The organism is Bradyrhizobium sp. S69 (assembly GCF_009766005.1).
Classification (GTDB): Bacteria; Pseudomonadota; Alphaproteobacteria; order Rhizobiales; family Xanthobacteraceae; genus Bradyrhizobium.
Window position 1 is genome coordinate 54,598 of record NZ_LMUK01000041.1, and the last position, 21,262, is coordinate 75,859.

The 21,262-nt window shown below is 63.2% G+C and carries 16 protein-coding genes; 3 read left to right on the forward strand and 13 right to left on the reverse strand.

Annotated elements, in window-relative coordinates:
- Positions 1–6 precede the first annotated feature (6 nt).
- The 3 genes from GSQ88_RS17655 to GSQ88_RS17665 all read right to left on the reverse strand — a co-directional run bounded on the left by GSQ88_RS17655 (position 7) and on the right by GSQ88_RS17665 (position 3,979).
- Positions 7–1,146, reverse strand: coding sequence for an ABC transporter ATP-binding protein (locus tag GSQ88_RS17655; RefSeq protein WP_159009027.1), 1,140 nt, complete (start codon positions 1,144–1,146; stop codon positions 7–9).
- Positions 1,143–2,699: a glycerol-3-phosphate dehydrogenase gene (gene glpD, locus GSQ88_RS17660; protein WP_174248043.1), complete on the reverse strand. Its 1,557-nt coding sequence runs from the start codon at positions 2,697–2,699 to the stop codon at positions 1,143–1,145. Before glpD ends, GSQ88_RS17655 begins: the two co-directional genes overlap by 4 nt.
- Positions 2,700–3,148: 449 nt before the next feature.
- Positions 3,149–3,979, reverse strand: a complete 831-nt coding sequence (locus GSQ88_RS17665; RefSeq protein WP_159009029.1) for a DeoR/GlpR family DNA-binding transcription regulator — start codon at positions 3,977–3,979, stop codon at positions 3,149–3,151.
- Positions 3,980–4,131: 152 nt separating this feature from the next.
- On the opposite strand from GSQ88_RS17665, the gene GSQ88_RS17670 reads away from it, so the two are divergent.
- Positions 4,132–4,593 (forward strand): nuclear transport factor 2 family protein, encoded by a 462-nt coding sequence (locus GSQ88_RS17670; RefSeq protein ID WP_159009030.1) that lies wholly within the window; start codon positions 4,132–4,134, stop codon positions 4,591–4,593.
- A 2-nt stretch (positions 4,594–4,595) separates the two neighbouring features.
- On the opposite strand, the gene GSQ88_RS17675 is transcribed toward GSQ88_RS17670, so the two are convergent.
- The 10 genes from GSQ88_RS17675 to GSQ88_RS17720 all read right to left on the reverse strand — a co-directional run bounded on the left by GSQ88_RS17675 (position 4,596) and on the right by GSQ88_RS17720 (position 18,965).
- Positions 4,596–4,787 (reverse strand): hypothetical protein, encoded by a 192-nt coding sequence (locus GSQ88_RS17675; RefSeq protein WP_159009031.1) that lies wholly within the window; start codon positions 4,785–4,787, stop codon positions 4,596–4,598.
- Positions 4,788–5,015: 228 nt separating this feature from the next.
- Entirely contained in the window at positions 5,016–5,453 is a 438-nt protein-coding gene (locus GSQ88_RS17680; RefSeq protein WP_159009032.1) for an acyl-CoA thioesterase, read from the reverse strand.
- Positions 5,454–5,488: 35 nt separating this feature from the next.
- Positions 5,489–7,585 (reverse strand): 3-hydroxyacyl-CoA dehydrogenase NAD-binding domain-containing protein, encoded by a 2,097-nt coding sequence (locus tag GSQ88_RS17685; protein WP_174248044.1) that lies wholly within the window; start codon positions 7,583–7,585, stop codon positions 5,489–5,491.
- 8 nt (positions 7,586–7,593) lie between these two features.
- On the reverse strand, positions 7,594–8,877 hold the full coding sequence (locus tag GSQ88_RS17690; protein ID WP_159009034.1) for an acetyl-CoA C-acetyltransferase: 1,284 nt from the start codon (positions 8,875–8,877) through the stop codon (positions 7,594–7,596).
- The gene (locus GSQ88_RS17695) at positions 8,877–11,144 is read right to left on the reverse strand and encodes an acyl-CoA dehydrogenase (RefSeq protein WP_159009035.1); all 2,268 of its coding nucleotides are present in this window, start codon (positions 11,142–11,144) and stop codon (positions 8,877–8,879) included. Before GSQ88_RS17695 ends, GSQ88_RS17690 begins: the two co-directional genes overlap by 1 nt.
- 359 nt (positions 11,145–11,503) lie before the next feature.
- On the reverse strand, positions 11,504–12,136 hold the full coding sequence (locus GSQ88_RS17700) for a flavin reductase family protein (protein ID WP_159009036.1): 633 nt from the start codon (positions 12,134–12,136) through the stop codon (positions 11,504–11,506).
- A 142-nt stretch (positions 12,137–12,278) separates the two neighbouring features.
- Complete coding sequence (locus GSQ88_RS17705) at positions 12,279–12,893, reverse strand: TetR/AcrR family transcriptional regulator (RefSeq protein WP_159009037.1); 615 nt, start codon at positions 12,891–12,893, stop codon at positions 12,279–12,281.
- A 19-nt stretch (positions 12,894–12,912) separates the two neighbouring features.
- Positions 12,913–16,047: an efflux RND transporter permease subunit gene (locus GSQ88_RS17710; protein WP_159009038.1), complete on the reverse strand. Its 3,135-nt coding sequence runs from the start codon at positions 16,045–16,047 to the stop codon at positions 12,913–12,915.
- A gap of 155 nt (positions 16,048–16,202) precedes the next feature.
- Positions 16,203–17,309, reverse strand: a complete 1,107-nt coding sequence (locus GSQ88_RS17715; RefSeq protein ID WP_159009039.1) for an efflux RND transporter periplasmic adaptor subunit — start codon at positions 17,307–17,309, stop codon at positions 16,203–16,205.
- Positions 17,310–17,633: 324 nt separating this feature from the next.
- Positions 17,634–18,965 carry an MFS transporter gene (locus tag GSQ88_RS17720; protein WP_159009040.1) on the reverse strand — a complete coding sequence of 444 codons (1,332 nt, stop codon included), beginning with the start codon at positions 18,963–18,965 and terminating at the stop codon, positions 17,634–17,636.
- Positions 18,966–19,365: 400 nt separating this feature from the next.
- Here GSQ88_RS17720 and GSQ88_RS17725 point away from each other — a divergent pair, with 400 nt between their 5' ends.
- Together GSQ88_RS17725 and GSQ88_RS17730 are read left to right on the forward strand one after the other, a co-directional pair.
- A complete protein-coding gene (locus tag GSQ88_RS17725) occupies positions 19,366–20,880 on the forward strand; it encodes a DUF4153 domain-containing protein (RefSeq protein ID WP_159009041.1) in 1,515 nt (504 codons plus the stop codon).
- A gap of 7 nt (positions 20,881–20,887) precedes the next feature.
- A partial coding sequence (locus GSQ88_RS17730) for a response regulator (RefSeq protein ID WP_159009042.1) occupies positions 20,888–21,262 on the forward strand: 375 nt, incomplete at its 3' end.

Consider the following 21,262-nt stretch of genomic DNA (forward strand, 5'->3'; position numbering starts at 1 on the left):
GATGCCTCACATCGCCGAAGGTTTTTTTGACGCGTTTTCTTCGCGCGAACCGCTACGCACTTCGCTTGAAAACGCTATGGGGGCTGCGACCAGACGATCGGCCGCGTCGAACACAAACACATTATTCGGGTCGAGCGCCGCATCCAGCACGTGCCCGGGCGGATATTCGTGAATGCCCTGCAACACCGCGACCCAGTTGGAGGAGTCGCGGTTGAGATGCACGAAGCTTTCGGAGCCGGTGATCTCCGTCACCGTCACGGTGGCGGAAAAGGCGTGGTGGCCTTCGATGCCGTTGGCGACTTCAAGCTGGTGGGCGCGGAAGCCGACGCGATAGGCGCCATCGGCAAGCCCGGCATAAAGCCCGCTGGCCGGCGCCGATATGCCGCCGGCATATTGCACCGAGCCGCTATGCTTCTGGATCCCGACAATGTTGAGCGGCGGATCGGAAAACACCTGGGCGACCCGCATCGTTTCCGGATGGCGATAGACTTTCGGCGTGCTGCCGACCTGCAATACCTGGCCTTCCCACATGCAGACCGTATCGCCGCCGAGCAGCAGCGCCTCCGACGGCTCGGTGGTCGCATAGACGAAGATCGCACCGGAGGCCTCGAAGATGCGCGGCAGTTCGGTGCGCAATTCCTCGCGCAGCTTGTAATCGAGATTGGCCAGCGGCTCGTCGAGCAGCACCAAATCGGCGCCCTTGACCAGCGCGCGCGCGATCGCGGTGCGCTGCTGCTGGCCGCCGGACAATTGCAGCGGCGTGCGCTTCAGAAAGGGCTCGAGCTTCAGCAGTCTTGCCGCTTCCTGAACCCGCTTTTCGATTTCCTCGCGTGACTTGCCCTGCACCCGCAGCGGCGAGGCGATGTTTTCATAGACCGTCAGCGAGGGGTAGTTGATGAATTGCTGGTAGACCATCGCCACCGAACGCTTCCGCACATCGATGCCGGTGACATCCTTGCCGTCGACCAGCACGCGGCCGGTGGCCGGTTTGTCGAGACCGGCAAGTAGCCGCATGATCGAGGTCTTGCCCGACAGTGTCGGGCCCAACAGCACGCTCAACGTGCCGCGTTCGAGCGTCAGCGAGACATCGCGAATGGTTGGAATGCCATCGACCGAGCGGGTGACATTTTGCAGGCTAACGGTCATGTCCGCCCTCCTGCTTCCGCCAAGGGATTGTCCAAAGGAGTTTCGAGCGCCGGCCGGCGCGCGGCCATCCAGTCGTCAATGGCAGCGATTTCATCTGAAGACAATCGCAATCCCAACTTGGATCGACGCCACACGACATCTTCCGCGGTACGAGCCCATTCGACCGACATCAGGTATCGCACTTCGCTTTCCGTCAAGGTGGCGCCGAAAGATTGTCCGAGATCGGCGATCGATTTCGCGGTGCCGAGCAGCTTGCCGGCGCGGGTGCCGTAGGCATGCGCCAGCCGGCCGGCATGGGCCGGCGTCAAAAACGGATACTCTCGCACCAATTCCGCGGTCAGTGCCGGGATCGCCGAGACATCCAACTCGCCGCCAGGCAGCGGCGATTTCGCGGTCCAGCCTTCGCGGGCCTTGGTGCCCTTCAAATAGGGCGCGAGCCGTTCCAATACCTCTTCGGCGAGACGGCGGTGGGTCGTGATCTTGCCGCCATAGATCGACAACAGCGGCACGCCGCCGGGCGTATCGAGCTCCAAGACATATTCGCGCGTCGCGGCCTTGGCTTCGCTGGCGCCGTCGTCATAGAGCGGGCGGACGCCGGAATAGGTCCACACCACATCGGTGGGCTTGACCGGCTTTGCCAGATATTCGCTGGCGGAGGCGCAGAGATATTCGATTTCCTCTGGCGTCGCTTTCACCTTGGCGGGGTCGCCATGGTAGTCGCGATCGGTGGTGCCGATCAGCGTGAAATCGTCCTGATAGGGAATGACGAAGATGATGCGGCCGTCCGCGTTCTGGAACATGTAGGCACGGTCGTGATCGTAGAGCTTTCGCACCACGATGTGCGAGCCCTGCACCAGCCGCACTTTGGCGCGGGCGTTGACGCCAGCGCCCGCCGCCAGCACGTCTTCGACCCATGGCCCGCCGGCATTGACCAGCACGCGCGCGCTGATGGTCGAGCGCTCATGGCTCAAGGTGTTTTCCACGGTGACGCGCCAGATGCCGTCGACCTGCCGGATCTCGACCGCGCGGCTGCGGGTGCGGATGTCGGCGCCGCGGTCGGCCGCGTCGCGCGCGGTGAGCACGACGAGGCGTGCGTCATCGACGAAGCAATCGGAGTATTCAAATCCCCTGGTGTAGCGGTTGGGCATCAAGGGTTTGCCAACCTGATCGCGGCTGAGATCGACCGAGCGCGTCGGCGGCAGCAAATGCCGCCCGCCGATGTGGTCGTATAAAAACAGGCCAAGCCGCAGCAGCCAGGCCGGACGCAAGCCGGCGTGGTGCGGCAGCACGAATCGGAGAGGACGGATGATGTGGGGCGCGATCTGCCAGAGGATTTCGCGCTCGATCAGCGCCTCGCGCACCAGGCGAAACTCGTAATATTCGAGATAGCGCAGGCCGCCATGCACGAGCTTGGTCGACCACGACGAGGTTCCGCTCGCCAAGTCGTTCATTTCACACAAGAAAACAGAGTTACCCCGGCCCACCGCGTCACGTGCGATGCCGCAGCCGTTAACACCGCCGCCGATAATAGCGAGGTCGAATATCCGATCCAAAGACGTCCCCCTGGGCGGTCGCCAGTTCACTTTGGCGACTTCGCTTTCGTTTGGGATTAAATCACAACCAAATACGAAAGCAACCCGAAAAGTAACACGCGCGTGATGATCGCGGGCGTGTCCCGGGCGCGGTCGGAACACAGCCGGTCCCGGTTGGACTTACGATCATTGATTGAATCGGCCGCGATTTCCCTTCACCTCTCCCGCCCAACTCGGGTCTACCCGAGTTGGGCATCATATTGATCGAAGTCGGATATATCCGACTTCGATTGGGAGAGGTCGGCGCCAACGGGTCGCGCGAATGCGCGCCCGATGACAGGCTCCGCGCCGGTGAGGGTTAGGGCCTCTCGTTTGGCATAAGAGCCCTCACCCGATTTGCACCGGACGATGCTTCGCATCGCCGGGCGCAAATCGACCTCTCCCCGGCGGGGAGAGGTAAAGGAAAGTCTCTAGCGCAGGCGCGTGACGGTGGAGGCCGGCTCCACATTCGCTTCATCGCTCTCGGCCGCAGCGCCGGGCATCGCCTCGATCACCGCGATGCCGCGGGTGTGGCAGATGCTGGCAAGGGCCGGCGGCAACGCGACGTCGGTAATAAAGGTCTGGATCTGGCTGATATGGGCGATGCGGACCGGCGCGCTGCGGCGCAGCTTGGTCGAATCCGCCACCAGCATCACGCTGCGCGCATTGGCGATGATGGCTTGCGAGGCCTGCACCTCGCGATAGTCGAAATCGAGTAACGCCCCCTCCTCGTCGATCGCGGACGCGCCGATGATGGCGTAGTCGACCTTGAACTGGCCGATCTGACTGATCGCGGTCGAGCCGATCACGGCGCCGTCGGCGCGCCTGACCGCGCCGCCCGCCACGATCACCTCGATGCGCGGGTGCCGATAGAGCAGCATCGCGACATTGAGGTTGTTGGTGATGACAAGCAGGTCCTCATGCGAGGTCAGCGCGCTCGCGACCTCCTCGGTCGTGGTGCCGATGTTGATGAACAACGAGCAGCCATTGGGAATCAATGCCGCCGCGGCAGTGCCGATCGCCTTCTTCTCCTCGGCGGCGACAAATCGCCGCGCTTCATAAGCGAGGTTCTCGACGCCGGACGCAATGATCGCGCCGCCATGAATCCGGGTCAGCGACCGCTGTTCGCACAGATCGTTGAGATCCTTGCGGATGGTTTGCGCCGAGACCTCGAAGCGCTTGGCGAGATCATCCACCATCACCCGGCCAAAGGCGCGGGCGGTGTTGAGGATTTCGGATTGGCGATGGGACAGGCCGGTCACGGGAAATCCTTCGGCAACGATGCGGTCGATGGTGCGGCGGTTTCATCATCCGGTCAACACGCCGGATCGGAATAAAGTTAAGCTACCCCACGCTCGACAAAACCGGGCGTGGCTGCAACACTGCTTTCATAACCATAAAAATGGAGGAAGCGATGAATATCGATCGTCGTCAACTGGCATTGCCGGCTGTTGCGCTTGGACTTCTCAGCGTCGTTCCAGCCCTTTCGCCCGCCTTTGCGGCCTCAGTCGATGAAGAGGCCGTCGCCAAGAACGTCGAAGCGTTCCGCAAGGCCCAGATCGCCGCCAATGCCGAAGCGCTCGCAGCACTCTGCGCGCCGGAACTGAGCTACAGCCACTCCGATGGCCATGTCGAGGACAAGGCGACGTTCATCGCCAATGCCACCGACGGCAAATCAAAGGTTCTATCGCTGGAATATCAGGACCTGAAAATCGCCGTGGTCGGCCCCGCCGCAATCGTGCGTTTCCACTGGGTGGGCGAAGCTGAATCCGTTGCCGACGGCAAGAAAAGCTCCACCAACCTGCACATCCTGATGAACTGGCAAAAGCAGGGAGCTGACTGGAAACTGCTGTCGCGCGGGTCCACCAAGCTCTGAGGCTACGCCGCGATCGACAGGTCACCGTTGGCGAGGCGAATCGCGGCGCGCTCGGCTTCGCGCGCGTTGCGGAATATCTGGCCTTCGAGGCGATTGAAGCGGTGCGAGGCGGCGAAGAAGCGATAGCCTTCAGGATTACGCACGACGATACCCGCTGCTTTCGAACCGACTTCGATGATGTAAGTGTCCGACATTTTTTCCCGGTCTCTGTTTCCTCAGTCCGGGCAAATAACGGAGTCGGTGCGAGAAGGTTCCGGGGCAGCGAGGCGCAGACGTCGCATCTACACACAATCGTCATCACCGGGTAAAAGCGCGAAGCGCGTCTTCGCGCTGGATGTCCCGGTGATCCACGTCTTGCTTTTCTTTGAGGCCAGAAAGACGTGGATGGCCGGGACGAGCCCGGCCATGACGAACTCGGACACTCACGCCGTCACAGTCGTCGCCGCGCCCTGCGCGATCGCCTGCGGGTGGCCCTGGTCGTCGATCGCGACATAGGTAAAATTGCCGTCGGTCACCAGGATCGACTGCACCGCCTTGCGGCGCAGTACCCAGGCCTCGAGATGCACCGTGATCGAGGTCCTGCCGGTCCGGACCAGAGTGGCATGCACGGAGACCAGATCGCCGACATAGACCGGCTTGCGAAAGTTCATCGCCTCGATCGCGACCGTCACGGTGCGCGATTTCGTGGTTTTGGTGGCGAACACGCCGCCGCCGATGTCCATCTGGCTGAGCAGCCAGCCGCCGAAAATATCGCCGTTGGCGTTGGTGTCGGCCGGCATCGCCAAGGTGCGGATGCAGAGATCACCACACGGCTCCGTCTCGGTATTTGGCGGAGCGTGAACGGCAGGCGTATCGGTCATAGCGGGGCTCTCTTTCGCAATCTCGAAAATCGGCTTTACTTGAAATCGTGCCAGCCGGCATCCGGCTGGAACCGATCGCCAAACCTGACGGCCAGCGCATACAGCGTCGCGGTCACGTTCTGAACGCCGCGGCTCCTGGCGTAGTTCAGCGGGCCGCCGCGGAACGGCGCGTAGCCGGTGCCGAAGATCATGGCGCCGTCGATCATGTCGGCGTTGTCGACGATGCCTTCGCGCAAGCACGCGACGCAGACATTCGACATCGGCAGCACCAGGCGGTCGATCATTTCCGGCGTCGGTTCGCTCGAAGACGACAGCGCGGCGCCCTTGTCGGCCTTGCCGTCCTTCCAGCTATAAAAGCCCTTGCCGGTCTTGCGGCCGAGTTCGCCGCCGGCGACCTTGTCGCGCAGCCAGGCCGGCGTCGGCGGCAACTGGTCGCCGAATTTGGTACGCAGCATGTCGCCGACCGCGAGGCAGATGTCGAGGCCGACCTGGTCGGCCAGTTCGATCGGACCCATCGGCATGCCGAATTTTTCCGCCGCCGCATCGATGGTGCGCTTGTCGATCTTCTCGTCCAGCATCATCATCGCCTCCAGCATGTAAGGCGTCAGCGCGCGGTTGACGAGAAAACCCGGCGAGCTCTTGACCGGCAGCGGCAGCCGGTCGATGGCGCCGACAAAGGCCAGCGCCGCTTTCAGTATCTGCGGATCATTGCCGTCATGGCTGACGACCTCGACCAGTTGCAGCCGCGACACCGGATTGAAGAAATGCAGACCGACCAACCGCTCCGGCTTTTGCAAGGTCGCGCGCAAATCCTGCAGCGGAATGCTCGAAGTGTTGGTGGCCAGGATCGCGCCGGGCTTCATGATCGGCTCGAGCCCGGCATAGACCTTCTGCTTGAGGTCGAGCTTTTCCGGCACCGCTTCGATGATCAGATCGGCATTGCGCACGCCCTCGCCATCGAGATCGGGCACTAGTCTATCCAGCGCGTCGCGCACATCCGTGCGCTTGTGCATGATCTTGCCGAACAGATCCGACGCGCGTTTGATCGCGCCGGCGATCGGCTCCGGCTTCATGTCGGCCAGCGTGACATGCATGTCCTGATGCGCGCACCACGCCGCGATGTCGCCGCCCATCGCGCCGGCGCCGATGACGTGGACATGGTTGATGGTGTTGCCGCTTCCTGCGAGCTTCTTCATTTGCTCACGCAGGAAAAACACCCGGATCAGGTTCTGCGCCGCAGGCGTCACCATCAGATTGGCGAACGAGGTCTTTTCGGCCTTAAGCATCGCGGCCTTGTCGCCGCCGTGCTTTTCCCAGAGATCGATCAGCGCGTAAGGCGCCGGATAGTTTTCGCGGGGGGCTGCCTTGGCCGCTTCCGAGCGCATTCGCCACGCGAGCAAGCCGCGCACCGGCGCAGAATTAAGGATCTCGTTGAGGATTCCAGGCCGCGCGCGCTTCAGGCGGCCGAACACCGCGTCCTTGACCGCGTTGCGGACGTGCCGCTCCTCCGTCACCGCATCGACCAGCCCCAGCGCTTTAGCCTTGCGGGCGTCGATGGTCTTGCCGGTCAGCATCAAACTCATCGCCTGCATCGGATTGACCAGCCGCGTAAACCGCGCGGTGCCGCCCAATCCCGGATGCAGGCCGAGCATCACTTCCGGAAAACCAAAGCGCGCGCCTGAGATCGCGATGCGCGACTGGCAGGCCAGCGCGACTTCGAGGCCGCCGCCAAGGCAGAAGCCATGGATCACCGACACCGTCGGAATCCGCAACGCCTCGAGCCGGTCGATCACCGCATGGGCACGACCGATCGAGGTCTCGACCGCGCGGGCGTCACTGGCGCCGCGGAATTCATTGACGTCGGCGCCGGCGATGAAGCCGGATGTCTTGGCGGAGCGGATCACGAGACCGGCGGGCCGCGTGCTTTCCAGCTCGGTCAAAATCTTGTCGAGCTCCTCGATCATATCGGCCGAGAGCGTATTGGCGCTGGCGCCTTCGCGGTCGAACAACAGCCAGGCGAGGCCATCGGCATCGCGGGTCAGCTTGAAATTTCGATACGGGCTGCTCGCGTCGGGCTTGGGCCCTAATTCGAGCACCCGGTCGCCGAGAACATCCATGATCCGTGAGTCCATGACGTTCCCTATACTGCTTCGATCAACATGGCGCCGCCCTGCCCGCCGCCGATGCATTCGGTGGCGACGCCGCGCCTGGTGCCGAGCCGCTTCATCGCGTTGACGAGATGCAGCACGATGCGGTTGCCGCTGCAGCCAACGGGATGACCGAGGCTGATCGCGCCGCCATCGACATTGAGTTTGGCCCGGTCGATCTCGCCAGCGGCAGCCTCAAGGCCCAGAATCTCGCGGCAGAACTTCTCGTCGTTCCAGGCCGCAAGGCAACCCAGCACTTGCGTGGCAAACGCCTCGTTCAATTCCCAGGTCTCGATGTCCTGCAAGGTCAGATTGTTGCGCTTCAACATCGCGGTCGCCGACAGCACCGGGCCGAGGCCCATGATCGAGGGATCGAGCGCCGACCATTGGCTGTCCATGATCACGGCTTTCGGCGTCAGGCCATGTTTTGCCACCGCGTCTTCCGACGCCAGGATCACCCAGGACGCGCCGTCGGTGATCTGCGAGGAATTGCCGGCGGTGACCTGGCCCCACGGACGCTCGAACACCGGCTTCAGTTTGGCCAGACTCTCGGCCGAGGAGTCCGGCCGTACGCCGTCGTCATGGTCGTAGAACTTGCCGTCGCGCGCGAACGCGGTTTCGACCTCGCCCTTCAGCCAGCCCTGCACTTGCGCGTTGGCGAGCCGCTTGTGGCTTTCGACCGCATAGGCGTCCGACTGCGCCCGCGTGATGCCGAACAGATGCCCGACCACTTCGGCGGTCTGGCCCATGTTGAGTTCGGTGATCGGATCGGTCAGCCCGCGTTCGAGGCCGATGATCGGCTTGAAATAGCTGGGGCGCGCCTTCAACGCCGCCATGATCTTGGCGCCGATGCCCTTGGCGCCGGCGAGCCCTGCGAACCAGCGCACGCCCTGCTGCGGCCAGACCAAAGGCGCATAACTCAGCGCCTCGGCGCCGCCGGCCAGGATCAGATTGGAGTGGCCTTCGCGGATGGTGCGATAAGCCGTGTCGATCGATTGCATGCCGGAGCCGCAATTGATCTGCACCGTGAACGCCACCATCGCCTCGCCCATGCCCAGCCGCAAGGCCGCGACCCGGGCCGGGTTCATCTCGTCGGCGATCACATTGACGCAGCCGAGAATGACCTGATCGAACGCGGTGGGCGCGAAGGGTTGCCGGGCCAATAGCGGCCGGCCGCATTGCACGGCGAGATCGACCGGGGTGAACGGGCCCGGCCCGGAGCGTGCCTTGAGGAACGGCGTCCGGCTGCCGTCGACGATGAAAACCGGTCGCGCCATCAGCTCGCCGCCCTCTGCTCACCAAGCTCCTGGAAAAATGAATGCACGTCGGCCGGCTTTTTGTAAATCGGCGAAATCGCCTCCGGCGCGAAGTCGTCGACCTCGACCACCTTCGCCACCGCGTCATGCGCGGCGGCGAGCCGTTCACCCTCGGCCTGCGTGATGACGCCCTGCTTCACGGCGTCCTGCCAGTCATGCAGGTGCGCCGCGCGCATCTTCTTGGCGATATCCTCTGCGGCCGTGACCAACAAAAACGCCTTTTCCAACCGCGCGACGCCGCCATCGTCATCGACCTGTGACAAATCCGGCGTCAACCGGTCACGCGCCGCCGATGGCTCCAGCACCAACTGCGCGCATTGATGGGTCACACGGTCGGAGGGACCGAGCACGCGAGCGCCGAATGGCTGGATCAGGAATTTCAACAGGATGCCGACAAAGCGGTTGGGCATATTCGCCAGGATTTCGGCGAACCGCATTTCGATGGTCTTGAAGCCGCTCGCCATGCACCATTCAAGGGCTGCGAAATCGGCTTGTTGGCGGCCTTCGTCCTGCCAGCGTTTGAGGGCCGCCGACAACAGATACAGCTCCGACAGGATATCGCCGAACCGCGCCGACAGCATTTCCTTACGCTTCAGCGCACCGCCGAGCGTCAGCAGCGCCATATCGGCGCACAGCGCGAACGCGCTAGAATAGCGCGAGAGCTGGCGATAGAACGGCGTGGCGTCGCCGGAATCGGGCACGGTGATAAATACGCCGCCGCTCCAGCTGCGGCCCCAGGCCCGGAACAGCGTCGCGATGCTGTGGCCGACATGTTTCCAGAGCGTCTTGTCGAAGGCATCCAGCCCCTTGGCGTGGTCGGGCTCGCCGAGCGCGTTCATCTCCTCCAGCAGATAAGGATGGGCGCGGACCGCGCCCTGCCCGAACACGATCAGATTGCGGGTCAGGATGTTGGCGCCCTCGACCGTGATGCCGACCGGGACCGAGCGATAAAGACCCCCCATGTAATTCTGCGGGCCGTCGATCACCGCCTTGCCGCCATGGATATCCATGGCGTCGTCGATCACGATCCGCATCCGCTCGGTGGCATGCAGCTTCATGATGCCGGAAATCACCGCGGGATGCCGGCCCTGGTTGAGCGCAGCACAGGTCAGCCGCCGCGCCGCGTCGAGCAGGTACGCGGTGCCGGCGATCCGGGCCAGCGGTTCCTCGATGCCCTCGAACTTTCCGATCGGCACGTTGAACTGCTCGCGAATCCGAGCATAGGCGCCGGTGGTGCGCGCGGCATAGGCCGCCCCCGCCGCCGACAGCGACGGCAGCGAAATCCCGCGTCCGGCGGCCAGCGCCGTCATCAGCATTTTCCAGCCCTGGCCGAGGCGCTCCTGGCCGCCGATAATGTAGTCCATCGGGATAAAGACATCGCGGCCCCAGTTCGGCCCGTTCTGGAACACCTGCATCGCCGGCAAATGCCTACGGCCGATCGAGACGCCGGGCAGATGGGTCGGGATCAGCGCAACCGTGATGCCGAGCTCTTTCTCGCTGCCGACCAGATGATCGGGGTCATAGGCCTTGAAGGCGAGACCGAGCAGCGTCGCGACCGGCCCCAGCGTGATGTAACGCTTATGCCAGTTGAGGCGCAGGCCCAGCACCTCGCGGCCCTCGAAGGTGCCCTTGCAGATGATACCCGTGTCGATCATCGACGCCGCGTCGGAGCCCGCCTCCGGACTGGTCAATCCGAAGCACGGAATATCCTGGCCGGAGGCCAGGCGCGGCAGCCATTGGTCCTGCTGCTGTTTCGTTCCGAAGCGCATCAAAAGCTCGCCGGGCCCCAGCGAGTTCGGCACCATCACGGTGACCGCGGCGGTCAGCGAGCGCGAGGAAATCTTGCGCACCACTTCCGAATGCGCGTAAGGCGAAAAGCCGAGCCCGCCATGTTCCTTCGGAATGATCATGCCGAAGAACTTCTTCTGCTTGACGAAGTCCCAGACTTCCGGCGGCAGGTCGCGCCATTCCCAATTGATCTTCCACTCATCGAGCATCGCGCAGAGCTCGTCGACCGGGCCATGCAGGAAGGCGGTTTCCTCGTCGGTCAGGGTCGCCGGCGCGTTGGCCAGCAGCTTCGACCAATCGGGGTCGCCGGTGAAGAGATCGGCGTCCCACCAGACGTCGCCGGCCTCCAGCGCCTCCCGCTCGGTGTCGGACATCGACGGCAACACGCCGCGCGCAAACGAGAAGATCGGCTTGGTGATGAAGTCGCGGCGAAAGCTCATGGCGATCTCCTCGGGGGGCGGGCAGTTGCGCGATTCTAACGTCCGCATATGCCGAAAGGTCACTCTACTTTAGCTGAAAGCATAAAGATTGAGGCGGCATTTCGCGTCGAAAATGAACTGAAATTGATCGGGCGTGGAGTGAAATTGATAACGGTGAAATCGGGTATCGGTTCCGGAGAAGGATAATCGTGTCCCGGACGCGGTGCGGTCTAGGCGATGCGAAAGCATCGTCCGGCAGCGCTGCTCCGCAGAGCCGGGACCCATGGCCGCAGCGCGTGGCACTTGGCGTCGCCGACCCCGGATGCTGCGCACCACGCCGCCAACGCGGCGTGTTGCGCAGCATCCGGGGAACGCAGCAATCAATCCGGCCTGGTCATTTCGAACATGGCGTCGGGCTTGATCTCAAAATAATCCCCTCTGCGGCCGGCGCGCACGATGGGTCGGGCCAGCGCGGTCTGATAGACGCCGTCCTTGATCAGGGCCTTGTCGATATGAACGGCGACGACCTCGCCGAGCGTCAGCCAGCCCTGCAACTTGGTGCCGTCGGCGCCCTGCAGCTGGATGATCTGGGTCAGCTTGCATTCGAACGACACCGGGCTTTCGGCGACGCGCGGCACGTTGACGAGCTTGCCAGGGGCCATCGTGAGGCCGGCGATCTCGAACTCGTTGACGTCGCGGGCGACATGCGCCGCCGTCGCATTCATATGCTTGGCGAGGTCCATGGTCGCGAGATTCCAGACGAACTCGCCGGTATCCTGGATGTTCTGGACGCTGTCCTTCCAGGCGGTCGAGGAAAAGCCGATGATCGGCGGGGTGTAATTGAATCCGTTGAAGAAGCTGTAGGGCGCCAGATTGACGTGACCCTTGGCGTCCCGGGAGGAAATCCAGCCGATCGGACGCGGCGCGATGATCGCATTGAAGGGATCGTGCTTGAGGCCGTGGCCGTTGGCTGGTTCGTAGTAGTGCAGGTCTCGCGGGCTCTTGGCGTCCATTCCGATGCTTCCTTTGTCGATACTAACGTAGGGTGGGCAAAGCGTAGCGTGCCCACCGGTTTATTGAAGCAAAAATGGTGGGCACGGCGCTGCCGCGCCTTTGCCCACCCTACAGCATCATGCATTGACAAAAAATGCCGGGCTATTTGCCGGCGGTTTTAGCACGCGGCGAAAGTCCTGCCAGCACAAAGTCGATCATCTGGTCGATCGACGGGCCCGGCTTGTTGGCGCATTGGGCGATCATCTGCGGATGGAAAAACCGCATCATCGCGGTGCAGGCGCACATCGCCGCCGTCGGCACGTCGGCGACTTCGAATTCGCCGGACGCTGTGCCCTCGGCAATCACGCCGCCGATGGTCTGGGCAATCATCTCCATATGGGAGACGCAGACTTCCCAGCTCTCTTCCATCGCGATCTCGACCATCTCGTGCAGCTTGGAATCGCCGACATAGCGTTCGCTGTTCATGCGATGGATGGTGGTGACGAGCTCGCGCAGCTTTGACGCCGCCGGTCCGCGCCCGGCCGCGATCACCTGCGCCGCATCCTCGACCCCGCCCATCAGCACGCGCGCGACGCCCTCGTGGATCGCCTTCTTCGAATCGAAGAAGCGATACACATTCGCCGGGCTCATGCGCAGTTCCTTGGCGATGTCGGCGACGGTGGTCTTCTGGTAGCCGATCTGGCGGAACAGACGTTCAGCCACCACGAGAATCCGTTCTCGTGTGTCGATTTCGACATGTTCAGAAATCAGCGCCATATCAGTTGCCAATGTTGAATTATTCTGCGGCCTCAGCAAGCGGAATTGCGGGCTGTGGATGGTGTTGCGGCGCAAGATCGATGTGCACGCCCGGGCCGCTCTCCTCGAGGCTGTTGCGGAACCAGAGCGCGTAGAGGCCCGGCAGGTACAGCAAGGTCAGGAAGGTTGCAACAAACAAGCCGCCCATGATGGTGATCGCCATCGGACCCCAGAACGCCGAGCGCGACAGCGGGATCATCGCCAGGATGGCGGCAAGCGCGGTCAGCACCACCGGGCGGGCGCGCCGGACGGTGGCCTCGACGATGGCTTCCTTGCGGGTCAGGCCGTGCGAAACGTCGGTCTCGATCTGGTCGACCAGGATCACCGCGTTGCGCATGATCATGCCGGCCAGCGCGATCAGCCCGAGCAGCGCCACGAAGCCGAACGGCTGGTTGGCGACATTGAGGCCCAGCGACGCCCCGATGATGCCGAGCGGTGCGGTGAGGAACACCAGCAGCAGGCGCGAAAAACTCTGCAACTGGATCATCAACAGGGTCAGCATGACGATGACCATCAACGGAAACAGGATGAAGATCGAGGCATTGCCCTTGGCGGATTCCTCGATCGCGCCGCCCATTTCGATCCGGTAGGCCGGCTCGAGGCTGTCGTGGATCTCCTGCAATTTCGGCCAGATCTGGTTGGTCACGTCGGGCGCCTGGACGCCGTCGGCGACGTCGGCGCGCACCGTGATCGCCATGTCGCGGTTACGCCGCCAGAGGATCGGCTCCTCGTGGGAATACTCGATTTTGGCGATCTGCTGCAGCGGCACGGCGACGCCGTTGCGCGAGGTGATGGTGAGATCGCCGACCCGGGCGAGATCGAGCCGCTCGGATGGCACCGCGCGGGCCACCACTTCGACCTTCTCGACGCCGTCGCGCACGGTCGTGACCGGCGCCCCCGAGATCAGCATGCTCAGCGCCTGCGACACGTCCTGCGGGGTGAGGCCGAGCGCCCGGGCGCGGTCCTGATCGACCACCAGCCTGAGGTAGGGCGACTGCTCGTTCCAGTCGAGCTGGGGATCCCTGACATTGGGGTTCTGCTTGACCACGTCGCGGACCTTGTAGGCGATGTCGCGCACGGTCTTGGTGTCCGGCCCGATCACGCGGAATTGCACGGGGAATCCGACCGGCGGACCGAAGTTGAAGCGGTCGACGCGCACCCGCGCCTCGGTCAGGATGCCGTCATTGACCGCTTTTTCGAGCCGCGCCTTGATCCGCTCACGCGCCTCGACGTCCCTGGCGACGATCACGATCTCGGCAAAGGCCTCGTTCGGCAGTTGCGGGTTCAGTCCGAGCCAGAACCGCGGCGAGCCCTGGCCGACATAGGCGGTGTAGGTCGCGATGTCCTTGTCGTCCTTCAACAGCGTCTCGGCCTTCTCGACGGATTTTTCGGTCACGCCGATCGCGCTGCCTTCCGGCAAGCGCAGTTGCAGGAACAGTTCCGGCCGCTCCGACAGCGGGAAGAATTGCTGTTGGACGTGGCCAAAAGCCACGATCGACAATGCGAAGATACCGACGGTCGCCACCACGACCTTGATGCGATGCTCGACGCACCACTGGATCATGCCGCGCAGCATGCGATAGACCCGCGTCTCATACACCGCATGCGGGTCATGGTTGTGGTGCACCGTGATGTTGGGCAACAGCTTGACGCCGATATAGGGCGTGAAGATCACCGCCACGAACCAGGAGGCGATCAGCGCGATCGCGACGATCCAGAAAATACCGCCGGCATATTCGCCGACCGCCGAATTGGCAAAGCCGATCGGCAGGAAGCCGGCGGCCGTGACCAGCGTTCCCGTCAGCATCGGAAACGCGGTGGATTCCCAGGCAAACGAGGCCGCGCGCACGCGATCCCAGCCCTGTTCCATCTTCACCACCATCATTTCGACCGCGATGATGGCGTCGTCGACCAACAGCCCGAGCGCGATGATCAGCGCGCCGAGCGTGATCCGGTGCAAATCCATCGACATGGCGTTCATGACGATGAAGACGATCGCCAGCACCAGCGGCACCGACAGCGCCACCACGATGCCGGTCCGCCAGCCCAGCGCCACGAAGGAAACGAACAGCACGATCGCGAGCGCCTCGACAAAGGAATGCACGAATTCATCGACGGCGCGTTCGACCACCTTCGGCTGATCGGCGATCTGCTCGACACTGATGCCCCGCGGCACCGCCTGCATGAATTCGGCAGCCGCACCCGCTACGTCCTTGCCGAGCTCCAGGATGTTGGCGCCCTTGGCCGTGACCACGCCAATGCCGATCGCGGGCTTGCCCTTCTGGCGCACCACGAAGCTCGGCGGATCGACAAAACCATGGCTGACGGTGGCGATATCGCCGAGCCGGAACACCCGGCCGTTGCTCTCGACCGGGGTTTCCGCGACCGCCTTGGCGCCATCGAGCGCGCCGGTGACGCGCAGCGGCACCCGCTGCGAGGAAGTCTCGACGGTGCCGGCCGGGGTGACGTTGTTCTGCTTGGCCAGCGAATCGAACAGCGCCTGCGGGGTGATCCCGAGCGTCGCCAGCTTGGCGTGCGAGAACTCGACAAAGATCTTCTCGTCCTGGGTGCCGTAGATATCGACCTTGGTGACACCCGGCACCTTCAACAGCCGCTGGCGCATGCCTTCGGCGGCCTTCTTCAACTGCGCATAGTCCGCGCCGTCGCCGCTCATCATATAGAGGATCGAATCGACGTCGCTGAATTCGTCATTGACCACCGGGCCGAGCAGGCCGGACGGCAACTCGCCCTGCACGTCCGCCAGCTTCTTGCGCAGCAGATAAAACAGGTAGGGCACGTCCTTGGGCGCGGTGGAATCCTTGAACGAGACCTGCATCGCCGTGAACCCGGGCTTCGAATAGGTTTGCACCTTGTCGAAGCCGGGCAGTTCCTGCAGCTTCTTCTCGATCGGGTCGGCGACCTGCATCTGCATTTCTTCGGCGGTCGCCCCAGGCCACATCGCCGAGACGTTCACCACCTTGACGGTAAAGAACGGGTCTTCGGCGCGCCCGAGCCGCTCATAGGAGAACAGACCGGCGGCGCCGAGCGCAAAAATCAGGAACAGGATCAGCGCGGGATGACCGACCGCCCAGCCCGAAAGATTGAAGTGTTTCATCGCACTCTCCGACGATAAACCCGGTTGCTATAAACGGCATCCATTCGGACCGTCATTGCGAGGAGCGAAGCGACGAAGCAATCCAGTCTTGCTTTGCGGCCGTGGATTGCTTCGCTTCGCTCGCAATGACGGAGCTTGTTCACTGCACTTCGATCTCAGAACGCCAACGACGAGACGATGCGGACCTTCTGGGCCGGATCGAGCTTCTGCACGCCGAGCGTGACGACCTTGTCGCCTTCGCTGACGCCGCCGGAGATGACGACGTCGCCGCTCTCGTAGGATTTGACGGTCACCGGCTTCAGCGCGACTTCACCCGCGGCGTCGACCACGTAAAGCGAGGGCCCGCTGCCTTCGCTGAACAGGGCCGAAAGCGGCAGCCGCGCCACCCGTTCGGTCGCGGGATCGGCCAGGGTCAGCGTCGCGGTCATGCCGAGCGAGACATGGTCGTCGGCGCCGGGCAGCGAAAATTTCGCCAGATAGGTCCGCGTCGCGGGATCGGCCGAGGGCGCTACTTCGCGCAGCCTCGCGGCATATTTCTTGTCGGGCTCGGACCACAGGCTGACGCTGGCCACGCCATCCTTGGCGCGGCCGAGCAGGGTTTCGGGGACGGCGACCACGGCTTCCTTTTCAGCAAAGCGCGCGACGCGGATCGCCGTCTGTCCCGATGCCACCACCTGACCCGGTTCGACCAGCGTCGCGGTGACGACGCCGCGCGCGTCGGCTTCCAGCGTGGCATAGGAAAGTGAGTTCTTGGTCAGATCGACCGAACGCTCGGCGCGATTGAGACGCGCACGCGCCTCATCGCCGGCGGCCCTGGCGGACTCGACGGTGGCGTCGGTGGCCCAGCCCTTGGCGCGCAAGTCCAACGCGCGCTGCTCGGCCGCGGCGGCCTGCGCCAGCACGCCGGTGGCGGCACGGAATTCGGCCTCGGCCTGCTCGGCCTGCAGCTTCAGGTCGATCTCATCGAGGGTGGCAAGCGGCTGGCCGATAGCGACGGTCTCGCCGACCTCCACCAGGCGTTTTGCCACCTTGCCGGGGACGCGAAAGCCCATGTCGGCCTCGATCCGTGGACGGATGGTGCCGACGAAATTGCGCTCCGGCGATTCCGCCTCATAATGCACGGTAGCGACCAGGACCGGCCGCCCCGGCGTCGGCTTTTCGGCCACCTTGTCGTCGCACCCGGCCAACGCGATCGCGATCAAAGCCAGCGACGCTCCAGCTAATAATCTGGAAAAGCTAGATAAAATCAAACGAGGCAGCATCGGACTCTCCATTTGGCCTTAGCCTGATGAAGAGTATTGAGTGTTCACTGATGAATGTCAATAATCATCAGTGAACATAAAATAGTCAACAGCCGGTGTTCCGGCCAGTGTCGCCCCTGCGAAAGGCCGGGCCACACCGGAACCGTCATCCTGAGGTGCGAGCCCTTGCGAGCCTCGAAGGATGCTGTTCAGCACAGTGCTTGCGGCCATCCTTCGAGGCTCGCCGAAGACGGCGAGCACCTCAGGATGACGGCGGGAATAGTTTCACAGGCTCGTTCGCAGAGACTACTCGCAGAGATGCGACGGCTAGCGTCTACGCGCCGGCTACCTCGCCCGCTCATCCGCGAACTCGGCCTTGCTCTCGTGGCCGCCGACGAACACCAATAGACCGCCGAGCAGCGGCAGCACCGCGAGCACGAACAGCCCGGTCGAGGTGCTGCCGGTGGTTTCCTTGACCCAGCCGATCAGATAGGGCCCGGCAAAGCCGGCGAGGTTGCCGATCGAATTGATCAGCGCGATCGCGCCGGCCGCGGCCGTGCCGGAGAGCCACGCGGTCGGCAAGGTCCAGAACACACCAAACGTGCAAAACACGCCGATGGCCGCCACCGTCAGCACCACCATCGTGGTCATGGGGTCGGTGACGTAGCCGCAAACGCCGAGTGCTGCGCCGGTCAACAGCAGCGGCGCGCCGACATGCATCACGCGCTCGCGCGTGGCGTCCGAGTGTCGCGCCCACAGGATCATGGCGACGGTGCCGAACAGATAGGGCACCGCAATGACAAAGCCGGTCTGGGCGTTGGAAAAGCCGAACGCCTTGACGATGGTGGGCAACCAGAACTGCATGCCGTACAGCGCGGCGACGAAACCGAAATAGACCAGGCTCAGCGCGATGACTTTTGGCGACGACAACGCCTGCCCCAACGTGAGATGCGTGGCGGCCTCTTTGGCGGCGACTTCGCTTTCGAGTTTGGCGGCGAGCCACGCCTTCTGCTCCGCGCTCAGCCAATCGGCCTTGGCCGGGCGATCGGTGAGATAGAACCAGGTGACGATGCCGAGCAGCACCGAGGGCACGCCCTCGATAATGAACAGCCATTGCCAGCCCTGCAGGCCCATCGTGCCATCGAGACCGAGCAACAGGCCGGAGACCGGCGCGCCGATCACGGTGGAGACCGGGACCGCGACGGCAAAAGCGGCCAGGAAGCGCGCGCGATATTCCGCCGGATACCAGTAGGTCAGATAGAGGATGATGCCGGGGAAAAATCCGGCCTCGGCGACACCCAGCAGAAAGCGCACGCCGTAGAAACTCCAGACACCGCTGACCACCGCCATCAGCGCCGAGATGATGCCCCACGTGATCATGATGCGCGCGATCCAGCGGCTGGCGCCGAATTTCTCCAGCGCCAGATTGCTCGGCACCTCGAACAGGAAATAGCCGATAAAGAAGATGCCGGCGCCCCATGAGAACACCGTCGGCGAGAAGTTCAGTTCCTTGTTCATGGTCAGCGCGGCGAAGCCGAGATTGACGCGGTCGAGATAGGACAGGAAATAGGCCAGCACCAGAAACGGAATCAGCCGCCACGAGATCGCGCGGATGGTCGAGGTTTCGAGGTCGCTTTTGGTATTCGCCGCCGCGGCAATGGTGGCAGACTGGCTCATGAAGTTTCTCCCCGGTTTCTTGTTTTTGGGACCCAAAGGGCCGCAACGGCGGGTCTCTTAGCATCGCAGGCCGGCCGCGAGAAAGGGCGATTGCGGCAGCCCTGCCCCGTGCCGCCTCGTAGCCTGCTGAAAATCTGCACAAAAATACGCAAACCCTGAACGACTTGCGCAAATGCGCTGCGAATGGGCCCCGCATCATGCGGGCATGGCAAACATCATCCTTGTTCAATTCCGGCCATCAGGGCTGCCACGTCGGCTTCTCAACGACGGCTGGTGGCTGGAAACCAGGCAGCTCCGGCCCAGTGTGATCGCCTTCCCCGCACGCCGCCCGCCCGCGCCGAAGCCCGGCTCCCACCCCAAGCGCGGACACCTGACCCTCGTCACCCCAGAGAAGTGAAACATGTCGATTGCACCGACCGCAGATATCGAACGCGCGCCGTCCGACCCGCTCATCCTGTTCGCCGTCGCGGCAGCCTGTGTCACGCTGGCGGATTGGCTATTCTTTGGCTGGGACATCGGCATCTCGCTCGCCCAGTTTCTCGGCCTGCTCGGCGTCGTCGCGGTGACGTGCAACCGCGTCCACGCCATGCGCGGCACTCAGATCGTCATGTCCGCCGTGTTTATCGCCGGCCTGCTCGCTTTGATCGAGGACGTCAGCGCCCTGTCCGTAATGATCGGAATGCTCGCCACCGGGCTATTCGTCGTGGTCATGACCGATCACGAAGCCGCAACCTGGCAACGATCGCTGCTTGAGGCCGTGATATTGCCGCTGCGAGGTCCATTTCAATTGGCCGAGGATTTCTTCCGGGCCTCATCACAACTGGCACAGGCCGGAATTCCAGACTGGATGAGAACGGGTTCGCTCATCGCATGGATCGTTCCCGTCGGTGCTTTCGCCATCTTTCTCTACCTGTTCTCGGCAGCCAATCCGCTGATCGAATACGAGCTCACTCGAATCGATCTCCAGGCTCTCGCTTTCGACCCGAGGCAGATCGGTTTCTGGATCCTGGTGTTCTGTGCGATCTGGCCTTTGATCCTGCGGCGGGTTCGCACCAAAGCCGTTCGCGAGCCTGAGCCCGCTATTGCCTCGACCAAAGCGCCGTTCGATTGGGACTATCTGTTCGGAGCGCAGGCTCTGCTGCGCTCGCTGATCCTGTGCAACGCGCTGTTCGCACTGCAAAGCGCCCTCGATCTTGCTTATCTCTGGGGCGGCGTAGCCTTGCCCAACGGCATGAGCCATGCGGAATATGCCCATCGCGGAGCCTATCCGCTGGTGGCGACCGCGCTGCTCGCCGCCGGCTTTGCGCTGATCGCGATGCGGCCAAATGGGCCGGCGGACAATTCCCAATCGATCCGCCCGCTGGTGCTGGCATGGATCGGACAAAACATCCTGCTGGTGATCTCCTCGATCTTCCGGCTCGATCTCTATATCGCCGCGTTCTCCCTGACCTATCTGAGGATCGCAGCCTTCATCTGGATGGGGCTGGTCGCGACCGGGCTGGCGCTGATGCTGATCCAGATCGTGTACCGGAAATCCAACGCCTGGCTGCTGTCGGCCAACGCCATTTCGCTGGCGCTGGTGCTGTGCGGCTGCTGTTTCCTCAACGCGCCGTGGCTGGTGGCGTATTATAACGTCGAGCATTGCCGGGAGATCGGCGGCAGTGGGCCCAATCTCGATATGGAATATCTGACGTCGCTGGGCAGCCCGCAGACATTGCCTCCGATCGAGGCGCACCTGAAGCAGTTCCCCGCCGTTCGGCTGCTTTCCACCGCCTATCGGGAAAGCCCGGATCGTCATTTTCTATCCCGCTCCGGAAATTGGCGGGCCTGGACTTTCCGCAGATGGCGCCTGGAGCGATATTTCGCTAACACTCCGGGGACGTCGTTCAATTCGCCGGACAACGGCAAAGGCTAGCGCGACCATGGCTGCTTCTATTCTCGTCGTCGATGATGATCCGCATATCCGCGACGTCGTCCGCTTCGCGTTCGAGAAGACCGGCATGACGATCTCGACCGCCCAGAACGGGCAGGAGGCGCTGCGTCTGTTCGACCGCAACCTCCACCAACTGGTCGTGCTCGATATCGGGATGCCCGAGATGGACGGCCTCGAAGTCTGCCGGCAGATCCGCAAGACCTCGGATACGCCGATCCTGTTCCTGTCGGCGCGCGACGAGGAGATCGATCGCATCCTCGGCCTCGAGATCGGCGGCGACGATTACGTGACAAAACCGTTCAGCCCGCGCGAACTGGTGGCGCGGGTCAATGCGATCCTGCGGCGGGCCCGATCGGCGCCCGCC